This is a genomic window from Gardnerella sp. DNF01151, assembly GCF_049244235.1.
GTDB lineage: Bacteria > Actinomycetota > Actinomycetes > Actinomycetales > Bifidobacteriaceae > Bifidobacterium > Bifidobacterium swidsinskii.
In genome coordinates this window covers 469,216-488,973 of sequence record NZ_CP058389.1, presented here as the reverse complement: position 1 = coordinate 488,973, position 19,758 = coordinate 469,216, and the positions used below count along the sequence as shown (strand labels likewise).

Annotated in this window: 18 protein-coding genes and 1 tRNA gene; 7 read left to right on the top strand and 12 right to left on the bottom strand. The window is 47.6% G+C overall.

Annotated elements, in window-relative coordinates:
* Positions 1 to 23: 23 nt before the first annotated feature.
* Complete coding sequence (locus tag HXT37_RS02180; RefSeq protein WP_119504571.1) at positions 24 to 896, bottom strand: thymidylate synthase; 873 nt, start codon at positions 894 to 896, stop codon at positions 24 to 26.
* 151 nt (positions 897 to 1,047) lie between these two features.
* On the opposite strand from HXT37_RS02180, the gene HXT37_RS02175 reads away from it, so the two are divergent.
* Positions 1,048 to 1,467: an OsmC family protein gene (locus HXT37_RS02175; protein ID WP_004119211.1), complete on the top strand. Its 420-nt coding sequence runs from the start codon at positions 1,048 to 1,050 to the stop codon at positions 1,465 to 1,467.
* 112 nt (positions 1,468 to 1,579) lie between these two features.
* Positions 1,580 to 2,881, top strand: coding sequence for a glycosyltransferase (locus tag HXT37_RS02170; protein ID WP_033888593.1), 1,302 nt, complete (start codon positions 1,580 to 1,582; stop codon positions 2,879 to 2,881).
* A 668-nt stretch (positions 2,882 to 3,549) separates the two neighbouring features.
* Here the strand turns inward: HXT37_RS02170 and HXT37_RS02165 are convergent.
* The 3 genes from HXT37_RS02165 to HXT37_RS02155 all read right to left on the bottom strand — a co-directional run bounded on the left by HXT37_RS02165 (position 3,550) and on the right by HXT37_RS02155 (position 6,698).
* Positions 3,550 to 4,575, bottom strand: coding sequence for a universal stress protein (locus tag HXT37_RS02165; protein WP_004105206.1), 1,026 nt, complete (start codon positions 4,573 to 4,575; stop codon positions 3,550 to 3,552).
* A 141-nt stretch (positions 4,576 to 4,716) separates the two neighbouring features.
* Complete coding sequence (locus tag HXT37_RS02160) at positions 4,717 to 5,439, bottom strand: C40 family peptidase (RefSeq protein WP_064621906.1); 723 nt, start codon at positions 5,437 to 5,439, stop codon at positions 4,717 to 4,719.
* 113 nt (positions 5,440 to 5,552) lie between these two features.
* Positions 5,553 to 6,698 (bottom strand): CHAP domain-containing protein, encoded by a 1,146-nt coding sequence (locus HXT37_RS02155; RefSeq protein WP_116773805.1) that lies wholly within the window; start codon positions 6,696 to 6,698, stop codon positions 5,553 to 5,555.
* Between the two features lie 185 nt (positions 6,699 to 6,883).
* On the opposite strand from HXT37_RS02155, the gene HXT37_RS02150 reads away from it, so the two are divergent.
* Complete coding sequence (locus tag HXT37_RS02150) at positions 6,884 to 7,150, top strand: DUF2530 domain-containing protein (RefSeq protein WP_004110629.1); 267 nt, start codon at positions 6,884 to 6,886, stop codon at positions 7,148 to 7,150.
* Between the two features lie 35 nt (positions 7,151 to 7,185).
* On the opposite strand, the gene HXT37_RS02145 is transcribed toward HXT37_RS02150, so the two are convergent.
* Positions 7,186 to 8,454, bottom strand: coding sequence for a sensor histidine kinase (locus tag HXT37_RS02145; protein ID WP_421779667.1), 1,269 nt, complete (start codon positions 8,452 to 8,454; stop codon positions 7,186 to 7,188).
* Between the two features lie 189 nt (positions 8,455 to 8,643).
* Between HXT37_RS02145 and phoU the strand changes: the two genes are divergently transcribed.
* Positions 8,644 to 9,324, top strand: a complete 681-nt coding sequence (phoU, locus tag HXT37_RS02140; protein WP_103013925.1) for a phosphate signaling complex protein PhoU — start codon at positions 8,644 to 8,646, stop codon at positions 9,322 to 9,324.
* A 156-nt stretch (positions 9,325 to 9,480) separates the two neighbouring features.
* On the opposite strand, the gene HXT37_RS02135 is transcribed toward phoU, so the two are convergent.
* Together HXT37_RS02135 and lysS are read right to left on the bottom strand one after the other, a co-directional pair.
* Positions 9,481 to 10,221, bottom strand: a complete 741-nt coding sequence (locus HXT37_RS02135; protein WP_410310986.1) for a phosphoglyceromutase — start codon at positions 10,219 to 10,221, stop codon at positions 9,481 to 9,483.
* Positions 10,222 to 10,556: 335 nt separating this feature from the next.
* Positions 10,557 to 12,254, bottom strand: a complete 1,698-nt coding sequence (lysS, locus tag HXT37_RS02130; protein ID WP_421779664.1) for a lysine--tRNA ligase — start codon at positions 12,252 to 12,254, stop codon at positions 10,557 to 10,559.
* A 238-nt stretch (positions 12,255 to 12,492) separates the two neighbouring features.
* Between lysS and HXT37_RS02125 the strand changes: the two genes are divergently transcribed.
* From HXT37_RS02125 to HXT37_RS02115, 3 genes are all read left to right on the top strand, one after another.
* Positions 12,493 to 12,566: transfer RNA gene (locus HXT37_RS02125), tRNA-Pro, on the top strand.
* Between the two features lie 221 nt (positions 12,567 to 12,787).
* Positions 12,788 to 14,788: a DUF4037 domain-containing protein gene (locus HXT37_RS02120; protein WP_102703389.1), complete on the top strand. Its 2,001-nt coding sequence runs from the start codon at positions 12,788 to 12,790 to the stop codon at positions 14,786 to 14,788.
* Positions 14,785 to 15,495 (top strand): DUF4125 family protein, encoded by a 711-nt coding sequence (locus tag HXT37_RS02115; RefSeq protein ID WP_318255928.1) that lies wholly within the window; start codon positions 14,785 to 14,787, stop codon positions 15,493 to 15,495. The genes HXT37_RS02120 and HXT37_RS02115 overlap by 4 nt, the downstream gene beginning before the upstream one ends.
* Here the strand turns inward: HXT37_RS02115 and HXT37_RS02110 are convergent.
* From HXT37_RS02110 to sufC, 5 genes are all read right to left on the bottom strand, one after another.
* Positions 15,492 to 16,184, bottom strand: coding sequence for an alpha/beta hydrolase (locus HXT37_RS02110; RefSeq protein ID WP_180963732.1), 693 nt, complete (start codon positions 16,182 to 16,184; stop codon positions 15,492 to 15,494). The two genes, HXT37_RS02115 and HXT37_RS02110, sit on opposite strands and share 4 nt — an antisense overlap.
* A 70-nt stretch (positions 16,185 to 16,254) precedes the next feature.
* Positions 16,255 to 16,728, bottom strand: coding sequence for a metal-sulfur cluster assembly factor (locus tag HXT37_RS02105; RefSeq protein ID WP_076002660.1), 474 nt, complete (start codon positions 16,726 to 16,728; stop codon positions 16,255 to 16,257).
* A gap of 35 nt (positions 16,729 to 16,763) precedes the next feature.
* Complete coding sequence (gene sufU, locus HXT37_RS02100) at positions 16,764 to 17,468, bottom strand: Fe-S cluster assembly sulfur transfer protein SufU (RefSeq protein ID WP_415705547.1); 705 nt, start codon at positions 17,466 to 17,468, stop codon at positions 16,764 to 16,766.
* Positions 17,469 to 17,554: 86 nt separating this feature from the next.
* On the bottom strand, positions 17,555 to 18,907 hold the full coding sequence (locus HXT37_RS02095; RefSeq protein WP_421779775.1) for a SufS family cysteine desulfurase: 1,353 nt from the start codon (positions 18,905 to 18,907) through the stop codon (positions 17,555 to 17,557).
* Positions 18,908 to 18,976: 69 nt separating this feature from the next.
* Entirely contained in the window at positions 18,977 to 19,753 is a 777-nt protein-coding gene (gene sufC / locus HXT37_RS02090) for a Fe-S cluster assembly ATPase SufC (protein WP_004110671.1), read from the bottom strand.
* Positions 19,754 to 19,758 lie beyond the last annotated feature (5 nt).

The window sequence follows — 19,758 nt, the reverse complement described above, 5'->3', positions numbered from 1 at the left end:
GCAACCAATCAAACCGCAATCAATCACACCGCAACCGGCGCTTTAATCGTCGGATGATGCTTGTACTCAACCACCTTAAAATCGCTGTAATCGTAGTCAAAAATCGAATCCGCCTTACGAATTTCAAGCTGCGGATACGGGTATGGCTCGCGCGAAAGCTGCTCAAGCACCTGCTCAACGTGATTGTCGTAAATATGGCAGTCGCCGCCCGTCCACACGAACTCACCCGGCTCCAAACCTGCCTGCTGAGCCATCATCATCGTCAAAAGCGAGTAGGACGCAATGTTAAACGGCACGCCGAGGAACATATCGCAAGAACGCTGGTAAAGCTGGCACGAAAGCTTGCCGTCGGCAACGTAGAACTGGAAAAGCGAGTGGCATGGTGGCAACGCCATATGCTCAACTTCCGCAGGATTCCAAGCGCTAACAATCATGCGGCGAGAATCTGGGTGATTCTTCATAAGATCCAGAACGTTTGCGATTTGGTCGATTGTGCGGTTTGGATTTTCCGCTGTCGAAGCCGGCCAACTCCTCCACTGCACGCCGTAAACAGGGCCCAAATCGCCGTTTTCGTCCGCCCACTCGTCCCAAATATGAACGCCGTTTTCTTGCAACCAACGCACATTACTCGAGCCTTTAAGGAACCAAAGCAGCTCGTACGCAAGTCCTTTGAAAAACACGGTTTTCGTGGTGATAAGCGGGAAGTATTTGCTAATATCGAAACGAATTTGCTGGCCAAAAAGTGAGATTGTGCCAGTGCCGGTGCGATCTGATTTTAAAGTGCCTTCCGTAAGGATTTTTCGCACTAAATCCTCGTAAGGAGTTGGGATGCTGGAAAGCGGTTTTTGTGGTACGCGCGCGCGAATTGCGGCAAGTTCTTCTTCTGTTAAAGCCATGCTGCCATGTTAACAAAGTGCTAATAAATTTAAAGAATCGCGCTCGTAAAACCATATGCCTACCGCGCAAAACGCTAACTTCTGCAATTGAACGCAAAGTTACAATCCTTACGATAACATGAACAAATACGACTACAGCAAAGGAGCAAAAATGTCTAGAAGATTATGGGTAGAGCGCAACGAAGACGGCACTTGGGAAGCACACAGCGACGACGGTGTGAGCTTGAAGTTTGGTCACGGCGAAGGCATGTTCAACCCGGTTGAATTAATGCAAATCGCTTTAGCTGGTTGCACAGCTCTTAGCAGCCAGTACGCTGCAGAACACGCTATTGGAGAGGGTGCTGGAGCGCGAGTTGTAGTAAACGGCACGTACGACGCGGAAGAAGGCACATACTTGCGTTTTCAAGAAGACGTCACTCTTGACGCAACTTGCGCAAAACCTGCACTCAGCCAGGAAGATGCGTCCGCACTAAAAGAGCGCATGGAACGCCACATTTCCAGGGGTTGTACTGTTAAACATACGCTCGAAAAAGGCGCGCAAGTTAGCGTAAACGTTACGGTTCGCAGCTAGAATAAGCCAAAAGTCGCACCAAAAGTCGCGAAAAATCACACTAAAATTCACCACGTGTGGCACAATTGAGTACACAAGATATTTGCGCAATAATGACGCTACGCATGCATGTATGCAACCGGAGGAAACTTTGAAAATCGCTATTTTTACCGAAACGTATCCACCGTACATAAATGGCGTCGCAACACAGTCTTATATGCTCAAAAAGATGTATGAAGAGCTTGGGCATGAAGTGCTAGTAGTCACGGTCGGCTCCGAAAAACAGCGCAAAACCAAGCTTGAAGATGGAGTTGTTTACGTTCCGGGCATATTGCTTAAAAAGCTTTACAAATACCGCGTTGCGCTTCCGATTGGTCACATGCGAAAGCAACTTCCTCTTAAATTTAAGCCGGATGTCATTCATATTCAAAACGAATTTGGCATTGGCGAAATCGGCTTGGAAGTAGCAAAAAAAGAGCATATTCCCGTTATTTACACGCTTCATACAGAATACGATAAATTCCTGTTTTACATTGGCTTAAAGCATTTTACTGAGTTCTCTCGCAATATTTCGGCGAAATATTTTATGCGATTCTCGAAAAATGCCACAATTATTACGAGCATGTCTCCTAAAGCACAGGCATATATTGACCGTCAGAAGGTTGATAAAAAAGTAATTGTGCTGAATAATGCTGTGGAATATAAAAAGTTCCTACCAACGCCTGAGCGACTTGCATTCCGCAAAGCTTTCCGCGAAAAATATGGCGTTTCTGACTCTACTAAGCTGTTTGTTTTCGTTGGTAGAATCGGCGCTGAAAAAAATATTTCAGAATTAATTGACAACTTTATGTATTGCGATTTTCCTCGCGAAAAAGCGCGCTTATTTGTTATTGGCGGCGGTCCTGATTTGGAATCGTTGCGCAAGCGCGTGGCAGATAATGGTTTTGACGACAGAATTTGCTTGCTTGGGCCTATTGCTCACACGGAAATTCCAAAGTATTTGCACGCAATGGACTACTACACAACCGCATCACTTTCCGAAATGCACTCACTTTCGATGTTAGAAGCAATGGCTTCCGGTCTGTTTGCGCTTGTAAAGCATGATGTACCGAATGAGAAGCAGATTATCAGCGGTCAAAACGGGTATCAGTGGGATACTAAGGAAGATTTTAAAACTGTTTTTAGTAAAGTTTTGAATATGAGCGAGGCTGAGCAGGCTCAGCTTAAGGCGAACGTGCTCGAGTATTCGAAAAATAACGATTTTAAGAGCCAAGCGCGTGAGCTGCTTAAGATTTACAAGCGCGCAATCGAGATGAATAAAGAAAAGCTCGCTGAAAAGAAAGCTAAGCGAGATGCCAGGCGCGCGCGTTTTATGCTGAAAAAGCGCGAGAATACTGAAGCGGAGTCGCAAGAGCCGCAAAAGCCGCAAGACTAGATGACCTGCGCGCTCCAAATGTGGGATAAAATCCCCGGCAAATGTGGTCAGCTTCGGCAAAACCAACAACAAACGCCAGTAAAAACTCCGGCAAATGTTTCACTACGCCGGTCTTCAGACACGCGCGCAGCGCGACGACCTGCTTTCGCGCTGCGATTTTAGCGCGCGAAGGCAATTTGGAGCGGAAACTCGCTTAAGTTGGAAGTCCAGTGGACTTCCAACGCGAGTTTCGCGCGCGAGCGTAATCAGCGCGAGCGCAATCTGCACGAATGTCTCAAAACAAGCAAAATGAGACCCTAATGCAGTACGCAATCTGCACTAATGTCCGAAAACAACCAAACAGAGACAATAACGCAGTAACTCATCTGCACCAGTGTCTCAAAATGGGCAAAATGAGACACGCGCGCAGAAAGCAAGTCAACGCTAGTAATTCAATGCTCAAGCAGGTCGTCAGCGCACACAAAACACAACCTAGTTTCTAAAGCATAACCACACTAACCTGCCCTGCCTTCGTCAATCGAGACGAAGGCAGACCTCGCTTGCGTTGAAAGCACACCGTGCTTTCAACCCTAAGCAAGCTCGGCGCTCCGAGTTGCTTTCGCGCGCGCTGTGCTGCGCTCAAGCAGGTCGTCGCAGCAACGCGAGCGTTATCCCAAGCAGTCGTTGCATTATCGCAGCGGATCGATTGTTTGTTCAATCTCCTTAGCAGCTTCTTTACCAGCCTTCGGCACATCAACCTCATGCACTCCGGAAATATCGTCAATAGACGCTTCAGAATGCTGCTTTTGCGCTGCCGCAACCTGAGCTGCACTAAATTCCACATACTTGCGCGGCACAACGTACACAGGCCTCGAAGAATGCTGCAACAATCCCTGGCTAATCGAGCCAAGCAGCAAACCGGTAAAGCCACCGCGACCGCGAGAACCAACAACCACAAGATCATGATTCAAACTAGCTTGAGTCAAAGCTTCAACAGCAGAACCAGGCACAACAGTTCGATGAATTTGCAAATCCGGCAAACGCTGCAAAATTGGCTTCACGCGCTCCTCAAGATCCTCCATGTACGAGCCCATAACAGCGGTATCGCCCTCAGCACCTTGCACTCTTGGCACTGCAGAAATAACATCAAGCTCAGCATGCCAGCTATCCGCCAAATCAGCCGCAATTTCAAGAGCTTTAAGCCCCCACTTCGACTCGTCAGAGCCAACAGCCACACGCGTAATCGTATTATTCAAATGAATACGCTGACCGTCATCGTCAGTGTAAGGCACAACCACAATTGGGCAATACGCATAAGCTGGAAGCGAAGAACTAGTTGTGCCGAGCAAACGCTCTGCCAAGCCACCTTTGCCGCGATTGCCAATCACAATAAGCTGATAGTTACGAGAAAGCTCCACGAAAACCGAAGAAGGATCGCCCGTAACAATTAGCGTAGTCGCGTCAACACCCTGCTCAAGAGCAACAGCTTTTGCTTTAGATAGAATTTCTTGTGCATCGTGATGAGCTGCATTATCGTCACCAATCGCAGTGTAAGTGGCATCAAAAGAAACAGCAGCATAACTCGGCAACGAATAAGCGCAAACAATTTGCAATTGCAACCCAGCATGCTTTGCGTAATTTGCAGCCCACCAAACCGCTTTATAGCTCGCGTGCGAGCCGTCAACTCCAACCAATACAGCTTTTTCTGGGATCATTGCCAACCTCCTCATACTTGCACTTGCGACAGCAGCGTCACTCGCGCACAACTTGTAAATACTATTGTAGCGTAATTTTAGATTGAGTGTTGGCCAGTTTTGCGATATATGACTACAGAAACTCTACAGAAGCTATAGAAACTACAGAACGCGACGAATAGAGTATCCGCCTGGGAACACGCAGCGGATAGGATCGTACTTAGTGCCAGCAAGCTGCGAATTAATTACCATGCCGTTACCAACATAAATAGAAGCATGCTGCGCATTCGCGATAATATCTCCAGGCTGCGCTTGAGCCAAACTTGGGATTGGGGTTCCAACAGTTGCCTGCGCTCCAGAAGTACGAGGCAAAGAAACACCAACACTAGCAAAAACATACTGCACAAAACCGGAGCAATCCCATCCAGCAGGAGTATTGCCACCACTACGATACGGAACTTTGCCTAAGAATTGAGTAGCAAAATTCAAAAGAGAAGCAACAGACTTACCGTCAGGAGGAACTACAGAAGCAAGAGGAACCTGCTCAACACCACTGCGGAAACCAGAACGGCTTGCAGCAACATTTCCAGCAAAAGCACGGTGTGCCACTTCAGCAGCTTGTTCGCTAGGAGTCTTAGTTTGAGGTACATTCAAGCTTTCTATGCCACCCCAATGAGAATCTGCGTCGACATCAGTAGAAGTAGATTCAGTTAAAATATCGCGACGCACATTCGTCACCTTTGGAAATGCGCGCGTAGAAGTGACAGCTGAGTCGGAAAGCTCATGCGAAGATTCTGCCATGGCGAATGGCGCCATAACAGTAAGCATTGAAGCTGCAGCGGCAGCTGATATAAAAACTGAGAAAATTCTACTTTGTTTTAGCATACTTTCCGTAGTGTATCATCTGGGTATTACATACGAGAAAAATAGCAACGCCAGTAATAAGCAAACTAATTTTAGCAAACCAGCTCTAGTAACGAAACTTCAGTAATGCAGCTTTAGTAATGAATAAACTGATATTGAGAAACTTCCTTAGCGTCAAACTTGCGCGAGAAAGTTCGTCCTTGGTAAGAAGCGCCACATTCAGAAGTTTCAATAGAACCGTCTGAATTAATTTTTTCAACAACTGCAACGTGCCCATAGAATGGATCAGAACCAGCCTGACCCGAGCGGAACACCATGATATCGCCAACATGACGAGCGGAATTATCTACCCAATAGCCAAGACTGCGCGCAGAATCAGCCCACATATTTCCGTTGCCAAAATGCGAGCCAACAGGCAAACCTAACTGATGGCGGCGAATATACACCCACCACGTGCACTGGCTGAACTCATACGCGTTACCGGTATCCCCAGTTGCGTGATTTGGGTTAAAGCCCTTCGGCAAAACGTCAAAGTCTTTATCTATCAACAAAGCAACCTTAGGATTATTCGCAGCAGAACGCGACATTTCCGCAATATTAAAGCCTGAATCAGAACCTAAATTCCACGAATCAGACTTCGAAGATATAGTAGAAAAAGTGCCAGGTTGTACTGAATTAGCAACCTTATTGGCTAAGTTTCCATGCTTCGAATCCGAGCGAGCAGAACTATCTTCATTCGCGCTATTTGCAGCATCAGCAGAGCCCGCATTATGCGATTTTTTAGCAGCATTCTCAATAGAGTCAACAGCATTATTAATAGTCGCCATAGGATCAAGAGACTCGCGCTGGCTAGAACGCGAAACTGTTGAAGATGCGTCGCCAACTGCAGTCATAGACGGCTCAAATTCGGAAGCGCGAGCATCAAAACTATTAACCTTAGTTAAAGCCATAGTAGCTGCAACAGTACCAACCATTGCAACAAGAGAAGCCGAAAGTATTACATTGTGACGACGCTCATTAGCAAGCTTAGACAACCTAAGCGCGCGCCTGCTTTGAGGAACAAGCTCCTGCAAACGCTCAGAAACAGCTTCTGGAAGCTCTACAACAGCACCATTGCTAGTAGCAACCGCAGCCAAACGCTCACTAACACGATTAGCCTGAACAGAACGCATACCGCGCACACTATGCGCACCATGCGCGCCATGCTGAGCTACAAACAGCGAAAGCGGCGAATCACCACGCCTCTTTGCTTTTGTGGCACCATGTGCAGCATGTCTCATACTAATCACTTTCTTATGTTAAACGTGGAACGCAGCGCACAAACGCTACACCCCCAACTGATTTTCTTCCAATCTTCTATGTGAAAGGTTACAACGTGGTTAGGATGTAAGAAACGCACACAACCTAAATCCGCCAATTTTCGCGCTTAAGCTGCACTTGTCACACTTAGACTTCGGTAAGTTGTATGGTTGGAAGTATGAAATTTGCACCTATAGTTAATCCTGATGCACGAAAAGCAGCACCAAAACCGCTGCGCGTTGATTTGCGAAAGGTTTTTGCTATAGGAACGATCGCGTGGCTAGTCGCAACAATGATTGCGCTTATCGTTGCGTTATTGCATATTACAACTTGGTTTCCTGTGCTGTTTTGCGTATCGGGAACAATTATTGGCGTTCTGCTATTAATCTGGGAACATTTTGACCGCTGGGACTACAGGCGCTTAGGAAAATAGTTTATTGCTGATTTGCTAACTTGCTAACTTGCTGCTTATTTATTTGCAATTGGTAGCGCAAAACTTACGGTAGTACCCTGCCCCGGCATACTCCAAAGCGTAATATTTCCGTGGTGCGTAAGTGCCACATGCTTAGCAATTGCAAGCCCTAAACCTACACCATCCTGGCTTTGACTATTTTGATTATTCGCACGATAGAATCGTTCAAAAATTCGCGACTGATCTTGCAAATCAATGCCAACTCCGCGATCTACAACACGAATCACAGCGTATTGACCATCTGTTGAAAGTGACGCAGATAGCGAAACTGTAGAATTTTTTGGAGAATACGTAATTGCATTCTCAACTAATTTCCGCACTGCAGCTTGAATTTGCGAAATTTCACCGCGCACGCATAAGTGCGAATCGACTTTTGACACGACGCGTACGCAACAATCCTTAGCAAACGCAGCAACTTGATTTTGCACATACGACAAAACATCATTCAAAGAAAATACTTGCGCAGAATCTAAATCAATAGGATTTTGAGCGCGAACCAGCCATAACAAATCTTCAAGCATGTGCTCAAGTTTCTTGGAAGATTTACCGGCAATTTGCGCAATATCTTTAATTTTTTGCGCAGATACCTGTTCATTTTGCAAAACTTTCGTAAGCTGAGTTAAGTTGCGAGTAGATCGCATTAACTGCTCAGAAACGTTGGAAATAAAGTCGTCGCGAGTTTGCGCAAAACGGTGAGCTGCACTCGTATCCTCAATAATTACAACTACAATACCGCCTCCAATGCTTCCAGCCGTAACAGTAAGCCAATTAGGGCGCGAAACAGTGGTTGACTCTTGAGGATTTGCAGTTATTGACACATAACGCTCAGGGGTCGAAGTGACCAAAGAGAAGCGCTCGAATCCGCCAGAAGCGCGTACGGAATTAACAGCTTGAAGAACGCGAGACTGACATAGAGAATCATCGCTAACAACACCCAGCAAATAAGCTTCAGAACTTGCGCGAATTACGTCATTGTTGGCATCAATGACAACAGTTGGCATGTCGAGCATTGCCAAAACTTGGGACGCGTCGTCACTGATGTCGTCACTTGCGTTGTCGCTGATGTCGTCGGTTATGTCGTCGCTTTCGTCATACTTTGCGCCATACCTTGCGCCACGAATATAATTAAACGCTCGCTTAAAAAGACGCAAAACTGTAGAAAACCAATCCGACATCAACACACACAACGAAAGCACAACGCACAACGCAAGCACGCCGAAAGCAACAAATACAACGATCACAACCGCAGAAGAACCTTGAGGCATACTCCTATAATCTCATATTTTGCGCGCTTTTGTAACTATGCAACTAAAAAGCGGCAGAAACTTTACACGGCTGTAAAGTTTCGGTCGCTTCGTTACCAGCATCGTCTATAATTACATAGGATGCCTGACTTATAGCGACGTGCAAACTAGGCGTTCAAATAAACTCACAGCACTGAGAAAGGACGCACCATGCGAGTAATTTTCAACGAAGAAATGAAGGCGATTGCTTCAAACCTCGAACGCATGGCAGAACTTGTAGCAAAAGCTATGAACGATGCTGGAAGCGCGCTTTTAAACGCGGATTTGGAAGCTGCTCAAACTGTTATCGATAAAGACGCAGACTTAGACGCTTTAGAAGCAAGCACTATTGACCAATGCTTGACTTTGCTTGCTCGCCAAAACCCTGTGGCAACGGACTTGCGCGAAGTTGTAGCTACAATGCGATTAGCTGCAACGTTTGAACGCATGGGAGATTTAACAAGTCATATCGCTCAAATTACTAGACGAACCTGGCCTGAATCTGCTATTGCGCAAGAAGGACGCGAAACTATTGTTGCAATGGTTGATTTCTTGCACGAACTGTCAGGCCGCTTAACGACCATGGTTGCAAATCGCGATGTGCAAATGGCGGAAACTATTATTGCTGGCGACGATGCGCTCGACAAATTGCACGAGAAGATTTTTGAGCTGGTAGAAGGCGAAAATTGGAAGGGTACACGCAGGCAGTTAATTGATGTCGTTCTGCTTAGCCGCTTTATTGAGCGAATTGGAGACCATTGCGTTGCCGTCGCAAGGCAAATTGTGTTTATTGTTTCCGGATTCGATCCGTCCAAGAAGCCGGAGCCAGATAAAGACACGGTTGTAGCGTAAAGCGGTTACAGCGAAACGCGCTACGCAATTTCAAGTTACTCAAAAGTGCGCACGAAAATAAAACGTGAATAAAAAAGTAGGTCTGCAAATCAATTGCAAACCTACTTTTATTGTAAAAGCTAACTTAAGCAGTTCAAAGCTAACTTAATCAGAGTCTCACTTCTGACCTTGAGCAGCCACGGCAGCAGCGCCGGCAGCAGCAGCTTCTGGATCCAAATACTCACCGCGAGGCTTGATTGGCTTGAAGTTCTCATCCAACTCGTAAAGCAGAGGAATAGCGGTTGGAATGTTCACCTTGGAAATCTCTTCCTCGCTCAAGTTGTCGAGCATCTTAACGATTGCGCGCAAGCTGTTGCCGTGAGCAGCAATCATTACAGTCTTGCCGGACTTAAGCTCTGGAATAATATCCGACTCCCAGTAAGGAGTTACGCGAGTCACAACGTTTGCCAAAGCTTCAGTTTCTGGAACTGGATCGCCTGCGTAACGAGGATCATTCGTCTGAGAATACTCATCGTTTGGATCAATCTCAGGAGGTGGAGTTGCGTAAGAACGACGCCAAATCATGAACTTCTCATCGCCATATTCCTGACGAATCTCAGACTTGTTCTTACCTTGCAAAGCACCATAATGACGCTCGTTCAAACGCCAGCTGCGACGAACTGGAATCCACAAGCGGTCGGCTGCATCAAGCGCGTAATTCGCGGTATTGATAGCGCGGCGAAGCAAAGAAGTGAACACGATGTCTGGAAGAACGTTCTTCTCTTTAAGAAGCTCGCCACCATGCTTAGCTTCCTCAACACCCTGCTCAGTCAGCGGTACATCAACCCAACCAGTGAACTGATTGGTCTTATTCCATGCGCTCTGACCATGTCGGAGCAATATTAATTTGTATGTCATAGTCACCTAGTTTATTAACGCCTTACGACGACAGACCCAAATGCTCCAAATGTGAGAAAAGTTGCGCACATTTGGAGCGATACACCACACCAAACACTCCAAACGCGGGCGCGACGACATGCTTGAGCGCAGCACAGCGCGCGAAAGCAACTCGGAGCGGAAACTCGCTCAAGTTGGAAGTCCAGTGGACTTCCAACGCGAGTTTCGTAAGCGAGCGCTTATAGCGCGAGCGTCCCATCGCAAATGGAGCACTACGCAACAACCTCATCGCATACAAAAAAGCCGCTGAATGTTAACCAACATCCAACGGCTTTATATCCCTTAAAACTTACCAACTAGCGAAGAGGCTTCACGAGTGGGAACGTAATTGTCTCGCGAATAGTTGCGCCAGTAAGAGCGATCAGCAAGCGATCAATACCCATTCCCATGCCGCCAGCAGGAGGCATACCGACACCGAGAGCCTCAATGAAGTCCTCGTCAATATCCATTGCCTCAACATCGCCAGCCAAAGCATCCTTGGCTTGAGCAACAAAGCGCTCGCGCTGCACAACAGGATCGTTAAGCTCGGAATAGCCGGTTGCAAGCTCAAAGCCGCGCACGTACAAATCCCACTTTTCGACCATTCCAGGCTTCGTACGATGACCCTTAACAAGCGGGCTCGTCTCAACTGGGAAGTCGCGCACAAACGTTGGCGCGTAAAGCTTATCCTCGTAGAAGTGCTCCCACAAGTGCTCAACCAATTTGCCGTGATTCTCCACTTCGTCGCGCTCAACACCAAGCTTGTCTGCAATCGCACCCAAATGCTCAACGGAAGTTTCCGGCGTAATCTCCTCGCCCAAAGCCTCAGAAAGCGAGCCGTACATGGTAATCTGCTTCCATTCGCCACCAAAATCGTATTCTTCGCCGTTGAGCAAAGTCACCTTAGTAGATCCGAATGCGTCTAGTGCAGCCTTCTGAATCAACTCCTTGGTAAGAGCAGCAATCGTATCGTAGGTGCCGTAAGCTTGGTAAGCCTCAAGCATTGTAAACTCTGGAGCGTGAGTTGCATCCACGCCTTCGTTGCGGAAATCGCGGTTGATTTCGAACACGCGCTCAATGCCACCAACCAAGCAACGCTTCAAGAAAAGTTCAGGCGCAATGCGCAAATAAAGATCAATGTCGAAAGCGTTCATGTGAGTTGTAAATGGACGAGCAGCAGCACCGCCATGAACCGTTTGCAACATTGGAGTTTCGACTTCCAAGAAGTCATGACTGTCGAAAGTGCGGCGAAGCGAAGCCACAGCGCGCGAACGCCTGCGAACCATATCGCGAATCTTCTCGTCCGCAATCATGCCAATATAAGGCTTGCGCGTACGAGTGTCGTCGCTTAATTCCTTATGCAAAGCCGGAAGCGGCTGCAAAGCCTTAGCCGCAATCGCCCACTCGGTTGCAAATACAGAAAGCTCGCCAGTCTTAGAAGAAATCACGCGACCACGAACGTACAAGTGGTCACCCAAATCCACCATCTGCTTAAAACTTTTAATGGACTCCTCACCAATTTCCTTCTTGGAAACCATCGCCTGAATCGTAGTACCGTCACCGGCAGAAAGCTTAACAAAGCACAAGCCGCCAGCGTTACGCAAGAAAAGCACGCGACCTGCAATACCAACCTCGGTATCGGTTTCTTCGCCAGCTTCAAGCTTGCCATCGAAATCAGCACGCACCTTTTCGATTGTGTCAGTAACGTTAAGATGCACAGGATAAGGCTGCACACCCTCCTTAAGCATCATTGCGCGCTTAGCAACGCGCATCTGTACCTGCTCAGGATGAGCTTGTGGCCCAAATTCTTTATTGCTTGGGTCGATTGCTTCATCCAAGGTTGCGCCTTCGTTTACGCGCTTGGCGATTGCCTCGTCTTGAGCGAGTAACATTTCGGCATGTTCAACAGTGTCAATTTCATTGACGGTATCTGTTGCTTCGTTTTCTGCTGCATTTTTAGCGGCAGATTCTGCGGCACTTTGCGCGGCAGACATTGCAATATTGGTGTCAGTCATAAACGCTAATTGTAGCCAGTAGGTAATACAGGTTTTATACGCGACTTGCAGTGATAATTTGCGATATGTTTACAAAGAAATTCCGCAGCCTGTAGCAATATGCTTACGCGGGACTTACTTTGCGTGACTTGCTTTGCGCGACTTGCACACGCTTTACAATAATTTGTATTAGCCAACCTGTAACATTACGGACGTTGTTGGAACTTTTATGCGCATATGCTTTCGCTAGTTTCAGCATCGGGCTGTAGCGCAGTTTGGTAGCGCGCTTCGTTCGGGACGAAGAGGCCGCGGGTTCAAATCCCGCCAGCCCGACTTTTGATTTCTAGAATCACCCTCCACCCACGCACACGCAATTCCGACATTTCCTATACGCGGCTGTAAAATTTCTGCCGAATTAAGGCGCGTAGGCGATATTTCCTTTACACGTGCGTAAAGTTTCTGCCGCAATTTGGCGTGAAAGCGGCAGTTTCTTTACATGGCTGTAAAATTGAAGTCGATTGATTGTGAACAAGCGCAATAGCAAGGGGGCTTTGATGGAGGACGCTGCGCAATTTTATAACGAGCTTGACGAAATGTTCGCGAATCACGCGAGCGCAGACGCGATTGAAACGTATCTTTTGCGAAAACTTACCGAAGCCAATCCCCTGCAACTGTCTATTCTCAACGAACTCATGGGCTTTTACCGTTCGCGCGGAGAGCACACAAAAAATCAGCCAATCATCAATCGCGCTCTAAATCTTGCAAACAAAATGCAGCTAGCTGGCACGGAAGCTGGCACAACTACGCTAATTAACGCCGCCACAAGCCTTCGCGCGGCAGGCAGCTACGATCGCGCCGAAAAAATTTACACTCAAGCTCTTAACGAATCCACCGAAACGATCGGCACTAAAAACCGCAAGCTTGCCGCGCTTCACAACAATCTTTCGATGCTTTACAGCGAAACCGGTCGCACGCATGATGCAATTGAGGAGCTTAATCAGGCGCTTGAAATTTTGCAAAATACGAGCACGGATCCTGAGTGCGACATCGATATTGCCGCCACGCACACGAATCTTGCGCTTTCGATGCTGCAGGAGTGTACGAAGGAGCATACGAAGGAGTGCTCGAAGGAGTGCTCGCATCCCAACACCAGCACAAACAGCAAATCCGCAACTCTTGAATCCGCTTTTGAACACGCTTCGACCAGCGTTCGCATGTATATTGCGGGGAATAACGAAAATCAGCCGCACTACGCTTCTGCATTGGCAGGCTTTGCGCAAGTACAGTGCGCGCGCGGAGAGTACGCTCAGGCTGAGGAAAGTTACAGTAAGGCACTTGATTTGATTGCGAGATGCTACGGAAAAGATAGCGAATCTTACGCGATTACGACGGAAAATTTGCGGCAGACGCGCGAGTTGGCAGAAAAAGTTACGGAAGAATCTATAGAAATTCAAGAATCATCAAGCCAACAAACAGAAAACCAACACGCAGCAACCCAGAACGAAGCAAACCATAACATAAAAACCGGCATGCAATTAGCGCAATCATATTGGCAAACTTACGGAAAAACCCTACTCGATCAGCCAAAATTCGCGAAATACAAAAATCGAATTGCAGCCGGATTAGTTGGTCACGGATCGGAATGTTACGGTTTTGACGACGAGATTTCGCGAGACCACGATTTTGGTCCCGGATTCTGCTTGTGGCTTACTGACGACGATTACGCGGAAATTGGCGCGGATTTGCAAAACGCTTACAACGCACTTCCGCAAAAATACGCCGGTTTTGAATCTCGCAACGAAACACCGCGAGCAAAATCATGCGAAAGCAGCAAGCGCGTCGGAATATTTCGCATAAGCGAATTTTTTGAAAATATAACCGGCTTCCCCACTGCCCCGGCCGCAAACGAGCCGCACTTATGGCTCTCATTAAGCGACTCAACGCTTGCAGCAGCGACGAACGGAAAAATTTTCGCAGATCCTCTTGGCGAGTTCTCAAAAGCGCGCCAAAGCTTCAAACTCATGCCGAACGACGTGCGAATCTCACTAATCTCGCGCAGACTTGGCATGATTTCGCAAGCCGGCCAATACAATTTCCCACGCATGATTGCGCGCAAAGACGCATCCGCAGCATGGCTTTCTATCAACGAATTCGTGCGCGCAACTGCTTCCCTCGTTTTTCTGCTCAACAATCCCGTAACCGCAGGCTACTTGCCTTACTACAAGTGGCAGTTTGCGGCATTGCGCAAGCTCAGCAATCGCATGGCTTCTAGGCTTCCGGAAGTGTGCGGAAAACTTGAGTCAGTAATGCGACTTTCTTCCGCTGCTTGCTTTGGCGGCGACGGCTCCGGCGGCGACGGTTTTGGCGAAGGCGGCAAAGGAGCGGGAATTGCGCAAAAGCAAGTTACGCAAATAATTGACAATATTTGCGAAGATATTGTGCGAGAGTTGCAATACGAGGGCTTAAGCGATTGCGGCGAAACTTTTTTAGAATGGCAGCGGCCGTACGTTGAAGCGCATATTAATTCGCGCGCTGCGTGCTTAAGGAGCTTATGATGTGCGATTTATTAGCAAATACGAAAGAAGAAAATCCGAAATCAGAAAAGCTGAAAGCGCAAAATACGAAAGCAGAAAATACAAAAGCGCAAAAACTTGCGGAAGAAATCACCCAACTCGAGTGGGATCAGTTCCAGCTTACAGAAAACGAAGGCGGACGCGCGAATTGCCAAGGAAACTGGCCAACTTTTCGCATTATGCGCATGAGTCAGTTTTTGGCGTGGCCGCTGGATTTGCAGGAGTCTTATAAGCAGGATCTTGAGCGCGCAAACAGCAACGGCGGCAATTTGATTACGGAAAAGTATGCGCGAATGATGGAGTCGACTGCGCCGGAAATTTTTGAGCGCACGATTAAGCCTTATATTAAGCCAATTTTGGAGCCTAGAAAAAGCGCGCAGGAGCAGATTATTTTAACGCAAGTTGAGTGGGCTGCGGATTTTCGCGAGCACTACCCGCATTTGGGTTTTGCGATGCGCGTGCTTAAAACTAGCGAGGATACGGCAGAAAATACATCTTTTGAAACGTATTTGCGAGGCGAATTAAGCACGTATTCTGACGCAACTTTCGCAAAATACCAGCGTTTTGTACATAACTTGCGCGCGGAAAATATAAATCTTACGCAAATGATTATTGCGAATACTGTGCGAATGTATGGATACGATTCGCTCGAAGCGGCCGAGCGTGCGCAGATTAGAAATGCAGCTTAAGAATAAAGCAGCGACGCTGCAGAAGCTGCGCGAGAGTCACTTTCGAGAAAAAGCGCGGAAGCAGCGGAAAGACCGGTTTGTTGCAAAAACGTGCGGTAAAGCATTACGTCGGGTTTGCGCAAATGCGATTCGTAAGATGCACAAACGCCGTTAAGCTCGCCGAGTATTGGGCAAGTTTTGCGCGCGCAATTTAACCAATCGCAAGAAGCGTTACCAAGTGCCCACACGCGCACGCCGCTCGCAATCAACTCACGCGCCACAGCCGAAGCATCCGCGAGCTCGCCTGCAAAACCGCGCTCGAAACGCTCAAAATACAAGCGATATAGCCACGTAACTGCCGGTCCGTGATGCTCATCAAACGAATCCAGCGCTTGCTTGCTGCTCCACCCAGCCTCGCGCAATGACTCGTGAAACTCAAATCCCCACTCAGGCTCGAAACTAAAAAGCACTTCCCCAATAAAATCCGGATAATCCGCAGCCAGAGTGCGGCGCGCATCCCAATCCACCAGCAATTGCAAGTCGAAAACAACGTCAGTTATTTTGCGCAAAGCATACTTGCGAATACTATTTTCGCGCACATCACTTATTTCGCGCATATCATCGTGCACATCACTTATTTTGCGCACATCACTTATTTCGTGCACATCACAGATACCGCTTGCACTAACTGCCTTTATTTCAGCGCCCATAATTCCCACTTGTGCAATACGTTGCTCTCAAAACAAAACAACAAAACAAAACAGCACGCCAACCAAATACTCACACAGTTGGCGGAATACCAGCACTCATCGACGCAGCGCCAACTACGCCAGAACCGTACATTCCTGCAGCAAAATTCGCTTGCAAACTGTTGAGATTGTAGCCAAGCGCCTCAAGCTGCGCGCGACCGTCCTCATTAATGTTTTCAACGCTCCAACGCGGCTTCCACGTCCAATCAATACGAAACTCTTCCACCAAGCCTGCGAGCGCATTCGCACACTCATCCTCAATCAATTCAGTTAACGGACATGCAGGCGTGGTAAGCGTCATAGTAATAATTGCGCGCCCAAGCTCATCAATTTCAATGCCATAAACCAAGCCTAAATCAACCACGTCAATGCCAAGCTCAGGATCCACAACATCGTGTAAAGCGTCTAAAATATCATCTTCTGTAACTCGGCCAATGTCATTCGCGCTTAAATTCGCAGGATGCGTTTCATACATCACCTCAGATGCCGATTGATTTTCTTCCATAATATTCCTTGCTTTGCTTGTACCAAATTTCGATTTTACAAGCTGCCAAGAATTTGCGGATTCAAGTTTTGTGAAGCTTTTGCGATGCTGTCTTTTAGGCCTTCCCACGCCAAAAGCGCGCACTTAATTCGCATTGGGTAGCGCGATACGCCTTGCAAAACCATTGCATCTTCCAGCGCATCTTCGTCCTCTTCGCTTTGCAAACCTTCTCCGCGAGATTCCATAAGCTTGTGGAAAAGCGCGTCTAATTGGAAGGCTTCGTCAACTGATTTTCCTTCGACTAGATCAACCATCATTGAAAGGCTTGCTTGCGAAATTGAGCAGCCGTGACCGTCCCACTTAATACTTGATACTATTGGTGTTTCGTCATTATTTGCGCTGCGCGAAAGCTCCACGCGCATGGTAACTTCGTCGCCGCAAGTTGGATTGAATTGGTGCGATTGACCTAAAGCAGAGTTTTCATCAGATGCAACAGCGCAACTTTCGTGAGTATTATTTAGGGTGATTTCGGCAGATTTTGTATTTTTTGCAGATTCAGTAGATTCTTGAGTTTCTTCCTGCAATTCCGCTTGTGCAAGCGCGTCCGTAGTTTCGAAATGAGTTTTGCCATGCGGATTTCGCGCAGCATCCAAAATTACTTCTTGGTACATGCTTTCTAAGCCGTCACCAGCCGCATCACCTGTACCAAAACCAGCATCTGCACCAAAACCTGCACCTGTACCAAAACCCATATCAAACATACGCACTCCTTACCTACTCGCTAATTCGCTAACTCGCCAATTCGCTTTGCTAACTCGCTAACTATCCAACTCGCTCGCTAACAATATTATGCGCCAAAGTAGGCGCGAACGTGTGAGACTGCTTCAACAAGCGCGCGAGCTTCGTCAATCGTGTTGTAAACACCAACGGAAGCGCGATTCGAAGCATACACGCCAAAATGACGGTGAATCGGCTGAGCACAATGGTGTCCGACGCGAATCGCAATGCCCTGCGCGTCCAAAAACTGGCCAACATCATGCGGATGCACGCCTTCAACTTCAAAAGCAACTGTGCCAATTCGCTGGCTCAAATCAGTTGGACCCAAAACGCGAACGCCTGGAACATCCCGTAATTTTAGCAATTCTGCAGCAATTTCCTGCTCATGCTCTGCAACTTTATTCATACCCACCGCGCGCAACCAATCCGCTGCAACTCCGGCCGCAACCATTTGCGCAACCGGCTGAGTTCCAGCCTCAAAACGGTAAGGCGCATCCATGTATTGCGCAGGCTTGTTAAGCCACGCAAGCTCCACCATTGAACCGCCGAAATTCGCCGGCGGAAGAGCGTTCAAAAGCTCGCGGCGACCATACAAGAATCCAACTCCCGTAGGTCCATACATTTTATGCGCACTAAATGCTGCAAAATCAACGTCTAACGCGTGAAAATCAACCGAAATATGAGGCACTGACTGGCATGCGTCAAGCACAAAAATCGCACCAACTTCGTGAGCGCGCTTGCAAATCGACGAAACGTCCGTAACAGCGCCAGTAACGTTGCTAATATGCGTAACTGCAACGATTTTCGTGCGCTCGTCAATAATTGTTCGCAAATAATCTGCATCCGTGCGCACGCGACCGTCTTCTGTTACGTCAATCCAGCGAAGCTCTGCTCCCGTGCGAAGAGCCAGCTCCTGGAATGGAAGCAAGACAGAATGGTGATCCGCGCGAGATACGACTATTACGTCGCCTTCACGAAGCGCAAAATTTTGGCGGAAATCACGCTTAAAATCAGCAGAATCGGCATAATCATCGCTGTCTTTTTTGCAAATTCTCGCCTTCGCACTAGCGTTACCAATAGCAGTTGCGAGAAGATTAAGCGCGCCGGTCGCGCCCGGAGTAACAATAATTTCCTCGCTGCCAGCGTCCGCGCAAGCTCCAACGAGACGCGCAACTTTCGCACGCGCTTCTTCGAACGCAACCGTGGAAAGCGCCGCCAACTCATGCGCTCCCCTGTGCACACCAGCGTTAATTGTTTCGTAAAACTCTTTTTCGGCATCGATTACAACTTGCGGCTTTTGCGAAGTAGCTGCAGAATCCAAGTAAATCAAGGGTTTTCCGTGCACAGTATCGTGAAGCGAAGTGCCATGAACTGTGCGACTTAAAATCGGAAACTGCGAGCGCAAATCGCTAAATTCTCGCATAATATTTTCTTCAGTCACTGTAGTCATATTCTAAGCCGTTAGTTAAAACTATTATTTTATGAACCGCGCTTAAGCCAGCGCCGACTCTGTTGCACCTTCCGGCAAATACTTGTCGTAGCCTTCTTCTTCCAGCTCGTCCGCAAGCTCCGGTCCTGCCGTCTTTACAAAGTGACCTTGCGCAAAAACGTGCACAATATCCGGCTTAATATACTTGAGGATTCGCGTGTAATGTGTAACCATCATAATGCCCAAACCGGTGTTCTCTTTGGCGCGATTCACGCCTTCCGACACGATTCGAAGAGCGTCAACATCCAAGCCAGAATCAGTTTCGTCCAAAATTGCAAACTTTGGCTTCAAAAGCTCTAGTTGCAAAACTTCCGCGCGCTTCTTTTCGCCGCCAGAGAAGCCTTCGTTTACGGAACGAGACGCAAATTTTGGATCCATTCGAAGCTTTTTCATAGCCTCGCTAAGTTCTTTCACCCAGCTTCTTAAAGATGGAGCTTTTCCTTCGACTTCTGTTTTTGCAGTGCGAAGGAAGTTCGTCATAGATACGCCCGGTACCTCTACTGGATATTGCATTGCGAGGAATAATCCAGCTTTTGCGCGCTCATCAGGAGTCATTTTCAAAATATCTTCGCCGTCGAGAAGAACTTGACCCGAATCGACTTCATACTTTGGGTGTCCTGCCAAAGTGTAGGCAAGAGTAGACTTTCCAGATCCGTTAGGACCCATGATTGCGTGAGTTTCGCCAGAATTAACTGTAAGATTTACGCCTTTTAAGATTTGCTTGCGACCTTCTTTTGTTTCTACAGAAGCGTACAAATCCTTAATTTCCAAAGTTGACATAATGT